The organism is Xenorhabdus sp. IM139775 (assembly GCF_028598745.1).
Taxonomy (GTDB): domain Bacteria; phylum Pseudomonadota; class Gammaproteobacteria; order Enterobacterales; family Enterobacteriaceae; genus Xenorhabdus.
This window is the reverse complement of the sequence record NZ_JAQRFK010000139.1, coordinates 1-3,293: the sequence shown is the minus strand read 5'-3', so window position 1 is coordinate 3,293 and position 3,293 is coordinate 1. Positions and strand designations below refer to the sequence as shown.

At 55.7% G+C, this 3,293-nt stretch carries 4 protein-coding genes; all 4 read right to left on the bottom strand.

Annotated features, from left to right (window positions below; translation table 11 throughout):
• Positions 1–661: conjugal transfer protein TraG N-terminal domain-containing protein (locus PSI17_RS16265; protein WP_273552958.1), on the bottom strand; the 661-nt coding region annotated here is incomplete at its 3' end.
• A gap of 9 nt (positions 662–670) precedes the next feature.
• Positions 671–859, bottom strand: a complete 189-nt coding sequence (locus tag PSI17_RS16260; protein WP_273552957.1) for a hypothetical protein — start codon at positions 857–859, stop codon at positions 671–673.
• A 117-nt stretch (positions 860–976) separates the two neighbouring features.
• The gene (locus PSI17_RS16255; RefSeq protein WP_273552956.1) at positions 977–2,422 is read right to left on the bottom strand and encodes an integrating conjugative element protein; all 1,446 of its coding nucleotides are present in this window, start codon (positions 2,420–2,422) and stop codon (positions 977–979) included.
• Positions 2,423–2,435: 13 nt separating this feature from the next.
• The coding region (locus PSI17_RS16250; protein ID WP_273552955.1) for a TIGR03756 family integrating conjugative element protein at positions 2,436–3,293 on the bottom strand (858 nt) is incomplete at its 5' end.

The following is a 3,293-nucleotide window of genomic DNA, read 5'->3' as shown; positions in this document are numbered from 1 at the left end:
CACCGGCTAAAAACGTGCGGCTGCCCAGCCAGTCGATATCATGCAGTGTGGCCGGATCTGTGGTTTGCCCCTGATCCCGTTGTTGCCACTGATACAACGCTAACGCGTAGCAGTCATTGGTAAAATCCTGCAATTCCGCCGCCAGTGCGGCGTTGGCGATACGGGTGTGCTGCACGTCAAAGCGCAGTTGCCGCAAATCAGGCCGGCAGGGAATGGTGGCAACCGCCGCTTGCGTCAGGCCTTTTGACAAGCGGTGCACGACTGCCCACCAGAGCGGCACGGCAGCGGTCTGATGATTGAGGCTGGACATCACCGGTGCATAACTGCTGTCGCTGGGCGCTTTCGGTGTCCAGGTGCCGCAGCTTTTGGCTCGCGACGGGTCATACTGGAGGGTGCTGAGGCTGACATTCACCAGCGGCACACAGCAGATCATCATGACAAAAAAGGCGCTGTACAAGGTGTTTTCAATACGGGCCAGCGACTGTAATCCGCCATTGCCCTCCTCTTCGCCGCTTTCCCTGACTTTCAGCCAGACAGCTATCACCTTTATCACCAAAGGGAGCGTAAACAACCCCGTGGCAATCAGGATCTGCCACAGGCCATTGTTGACGATCCAACCGAGTAAGGTCAGAAAATATTCCAGATAGCTGTTTGTGGTCATGGCGTTCCCTCAATAATAGCCTGACAGGGCATATTCACCCAGCAGGATAAACAGCAGGCTGACTGCCATCATACGCAGCAACGCCGCACGGCATTCCGGCCGGCGTTTGGCTGCCTGCCAGATTTTCCAGCCGCCAGACCAGCCAAAACGGTTTTGTTTTTGCAATCCAATGATAAAGGTCAGTGAGTTTTTCGGCATGATTAAGTCCTGACCCGCCCATCACCAACGTGATAATGGTGACCGCAGTGATAATCAGGGCTGTCCTGATGCCTTTTTTCACTAACGGAATCACCTGCGATTTTGTTGTTTCTGCCATCACCGACCTGACCGACTGTGATTGCCGGGCATTTCCAGCTGGTAAAAACGCGTATCGCTACTGTCCGGCACCTGTTTTTGTGGATGAGCCTGGATGCGAACATTTTCCCGTTCGATAATGGTCAGAATAGAATTGCGGGCCAGTTCCTGTTTCAGTTGCATTTCATTTTTCAGCGCGGTGATTTCCCGGTCCAGCGCCTCAACCCGCCGCTCACCCTCACTCAGCGCTTCCGGCTGAGCAGCGGCATTCGGTTCTGACATGCCGGTGATAAGCATCCGCCGCATCAACAACGCCGTTTCAGTCGTTTCTGCCATGGCCAGCTCACCCGCTAAACGTGCTGTCAGCGCGGCCCTGTCCGGATCACGCTGCAACGCCTGGATCACCCCTTTGGTCACCGCCAGACTGCCGGTTTTCAGTTTGGCCAGATTCGCTGCCGTCGGTTTTTCCGTGCCATTGACCAGTTTTACCAGTTGCTCAATATTGGCCTGGGTGTGTGCTTCCAGCATCGGCGAAAAACCCGTGCCGGCCACCGTGGCACCCGGTTGTTGGTTTTCTCCGCCACTGGTGCATTCCGCGGCATTGGCACAGGTACGGATAGCCCGGTCGCCCAGCACTTTCACCACGGCGTCTGCCGCCTCGCGCGCATTCTGGAATTTGCGGCAGGCACCGCCATCACAATGTTGCGGGCGAACAGCAGACTGGCTCAGCACGGGTTGGTTGTTCATCATATTAAACCCCGCACCGGCTAAATCCCGCGTGGGCCGGATGGCGTTCTGTCCCCTGCCGCCCTGCTTTTTGCCGCCAATCCACGGATGTCCGCCCGTACCGGTGGCTTTGCTGCCGGCATTATTGATCCTCACTGCATCACCATCCCCGCTGTTGACCAGCGTTTTGTATTCCTGCATCGCGGCAGACTGCGTCCATTTATTGTTTTGCGCAAAATCCATCATCCGTTTGGCCATGTTCTGGCAATTAAACTGGGCTTTGTCGAACGCCACATTGGCCTGCAAAACGCCATTGGTCAGCATGTCATACAGACCGGGATTGGCACGCTGGATAACCATCGCAGGCAGACTGGCTACCGCGCCGGTGGCACCCTGGATCACTTCACTCATCAGGTTCTTCAACCCCTCGGTAATGCCGTTCAGCTGATTGCCGACCGTGGTTTTTAAATCGAAGTTGCCGCACATAAAATCCGAACTCCAGCCGAGTTCCAGTCCGCCCAGTTTGGTCGGGGAACTGCGGGTCGCCGGTTGTGAGATCACCGAGCCGCCGCCAAGGGTATAAAACAGCGTATCGGAGACAGCACCGCTGACATCCGCCCCATAACCCAGTGCACTGTGATTCACCTGCGGTAATGAAAGGGATACAACTGACGTATTGCCTTGTGCAGAAGCCGTTGCCAGCCCGCTTAATATCAACAACAAAACGCGTATTCTGGTCATTATTCACCCTTATTCAGATATCCGTACTGCCAAGAAAACGCTGTCCCCGGCGCTGACAGCAACTGTAGGGTTGCCACAGGGCATATGCCTGATTGCCCTTGCTGGCAGCCGTATGCTCTCCGTCAGGAAATACGGCACAGGATTGACTTAACTGCGGCGATAACCGCTGCCATTGATGGTTTTTCGTGCCGGTATTTTCTTTCACGACTTCAGGCGGCCAATAACCGTCAGTACGCTGACCTTTCAGGACCTGATAAACATGCGGCTGCCCGGCACGGGTGATAATGTCAGCCACCCGTTGTGCCACCACGGCAGAGGCTTTGTCATCATCGGCCTGATTCACAAAGCCTGAGCGTGGGTAAATATTTCCCCACATATTGCCGGCCATCTGACTTCCCAGCTCCCGCTGGCCGGGGATAAGCGCTTCGGGGTAGAACGATTCCGGCAAACCGGTACGCCACGCGAGCGTATCCAGTATGCTCAGAAAATAGGGCATCAAGGGTGTGGCCGCACTGCGGCAGGAATAGCCGGGAATTTGTCCGCCAATCAGCTGGGTCGCGGGATGGCCAATGGCATCAGCATATTTGAAACGCAGGCTGGTACGGCGTTGTCCCGCGATTTTCACCAGATGATCACCCCCTCCCGACGTCAGATGCGATAATGCACTGGTAACGGCATTTTCCACGCCACCGGATAGGGGGCTGAGCCTTGCCATTTCTGACCACGGATTACCGCCGGGGGCATGATAGGTGGACACCACAGCTTCAGGCAGATAATGCGTCACCTTGACAGAGGTTTTTACCGTGCAGCCATGCCAGGAACAAAACAGCCAGTAGCAAATACCGCTGACCCGCCACTGAATACAGGAAGG

What these genes read in the sequence shown, in the direction of transcription:
- PSI17_RS16260 (WP_273552957.1), bottom strand. Translation starts at nt 859, where the DNA reads ATGCCGAAAAACTCACTGACCTTTATCATTGGATTGCAAAAACAAAAC.
- PSI17_RS16255 (WP_273552956.1), bottom strand. Translation starts at nt 2,422, where the DNA reads ATGACCAGAATACGCGTTTTGTTGTTGATATTAAGCGGGCTGGCAACG.